This is a genomic window from Phenylobacterium sp. (assembly GCF_031425575.1).
In the GTDB taxonomy this organism is placed as follows: Bacteria; Pseudomonadota; Alphaproteobacteria; order Caulobacterales; family Caulobacteraceae; genus Phenylobacterium.
Genome location: NZ_JANPJP010000075.1, coordinates 1 through 2032, shown reverse-complemented (window position 1 = coordinate 2032; position 2032 = coordinate 1). Strand labels below are relative to the sequence as shown.

Genomic DNA, 2032 nt, shown 5'->3' with positions numbered 1-2032 from the left:
ACAAATCGTTACGGATACTGATAGCCAAAATCGACACTGTGGCGAAACAAGCGCAGGTTTGCGGGGGTCAGTCGGGCTCCGTGCGCGCAGGGAGGGGTCTCATATGATTACGGTTTACGGAACGGGCGCCGCCAGGTCACGCCGCGTGCTTTGGGCGCTGGAGGAAGTGGGCGCGCCTTACGAGGTCGTCACCGTCCAGCTGCCCGCCCGGGATCACAATCCGGAATACCTCAGGATCAATCCGACCGGCGCGCTGCCCGCCATCACCGATGGTGACATGGTGCTGACGGAGAGCCTGGCCATCTGCGAATACGTGGCGCGCAAGCACGGCAGTGATCTGGCCCTCAACCCCGGTGACCCGGACTATTACGACTATCTGCAGCTGATCTATTTTGGCGAGGCGACGCTGGCCCCGCCCCTCTCCTGGGCGCGACGGTTCGCGAGCCATCCGAACGGCGTCAGCGACGCGCGGCAGAAGTTCGGCGAGCGCCTTGAGTTCCTGCGGGCGAAACTTTCCGACGGCCGCGACTACCTGGTCGCGGGCCGCCTGACACTGGCCGATATTTCCGTTGGCTACACCCTCGGCTTGTCGGACCTGTTTGGCCTCCATGACGTCGTCCCGGCTGACGTCGTCGCCTATGAAGACCGCCTGAAGGCCCGCCCGGCCTACCAGCGGGCGTACGCGGGCTGACCCGGTACGGCTAATTCCTACCTGTGGGTGGGCGTTTCACGAGAAACAACCGTCGCCTGGGCAACGCCCCCTCCACCCTTCGGGTACCCCTCCCCCGTACACGGGGGAGGTTTATACGGCTATACCTCCCCCGTGTACGGGGGTGGGGGACCACGGAGCGGTGGAGGGGGCGTCTCGGCCTATCCCTACGGGATGAGCAAACTCGCGCCCACGGTCACCCGACCTTCCAGCGCCTCATGCGCCGCGCGGGCATCCTGGAGCGAAAAAGTCTGCCCGATCTCGATGTCGATCTTCCCGGACGCCACCATGCCGAACACCAGGGCGGCGCTCTCATCCAGCTCTTCGGTGGTGACGATGTAGTCCACCAGCGTCGGCCGGGTCAGGTACAACGAACCGCCCGCCGCCAGCCGACCCGGCGCAAAGGGCGCGACAGGGCCCGACGCATTGCCAAAGCTCACGAACAGTCCGCGACGCGCCAGACTGCCGAGGGTGCCCTCGAACGTGTCCTTGCCCACCGAGTCATAGGCCACCGGCACGCCGACACCGTCGGTGATGCGGCGAACCTCGGCGGCCACGTCCTGGTTGCGGTACAGGATCACGTGATCTGCGCCCAGCGCGCGGGCCTTTTCGGCCTTGACCTCGGAGCCGACGGTGGCGATCACCGTGGCGCCCAGGGCTTTCAACCACTGGGTCATGATCTGACCGACCCCGCCCACGGCGGCGTGGACCAGTACAGTTTCTCCGGCCTTCACGGCATAGGCGCGCCGGACAAAGGCCTCGGTGGTCATGCCCTTCAGCAGGATCGCGGCTGCGACCTCGGTCGAGATCGCGGCCGGGATGGCCACTGCGCGGTCGGCGCGCACCAGACTGGCCTCGGCATAGGCGCCGCCGGCGTTGGTGGTCGCCACCCGATCGCCGACCTTGAAGCGCGTGACGCCATCGCCTACGGCCTCAACGAGGCCGGCCGCTTCGCCGCCGGGGATGGCCGGCAACTTCACAGGGTAGAGGCCGGTACGCTGATAGGTCTCGATGAAGTTGATCCCGATCGCCTGATGCCGCATCAGAATCTGTCCAGGGCCGGGCGAGGGCGTGTCAATTTCGACCGTTTTGAGGACCTCAGGGCCGCCGATGGTTTCGAAACGGATCGCGCGCATCAGCCCAGGCCTTTTCCGTGATATGTGGGGCGACTAGCGCACCCCCGCGTTGATGGACCATATGGACCCTCGGCCAACGGAGAACCAGACGCCATGAAGATGACGATTGAGGTGGATTGCTCGCCGGAGGAGGCCCGACGTTTCATGGGTCTGCCGGATGTCAGCAGCCTGAACGACCACCTGGTCG

3 protein-coding genes are annotated in these 2032 nt (G+C 65.7%); 2 read left to right on the top strand and 1 reads right to left on the bottom strand.

Going from position 1 to position 2032, the window contains the following annotated elements; genetic code table 11:
- Positions 1 to 103: 103 nt before the first annotated feature.
- Positions 104 to 691, top strand: a complete 588-nt coding sequence (locus tag RMO97_RS04270) for a glutathione S-transferase family protein (RefSeq protein ID WP_310539303.1) — start codon at positions 104 to 106, stop codon at positions 689 to 691.
- 185 nt (positions 692 to 876) lie between these two features.
- Here the strand turns inward: RMO97_RS04270 and RMO97_RS04265 are convergent, their stop codons facing one another.
- Positions 877 to 1845 (bottom strand): quinone oxidoreductase, encoded by a 969-nt coding sequence (locus RMO97_RS04265; protein ID WP_310539302.1) that lies wholly within the window; start codon positions 1843 to 1845, stop codon positions 877 to 879.
- A gap of 93 nt (positions 1846 to 1938) precedes the next feature.
- Here RMO97_RS04265 and RMO97_RS04260 point away from each other — a divergent pair.
- Positions 1939 to 2032: DUF6489 family protein (locus RMO97_RS04260; protein ID WP_310539304.1), on the top strand; the 94-nt coding region annotated here is incomplete at its 3' end.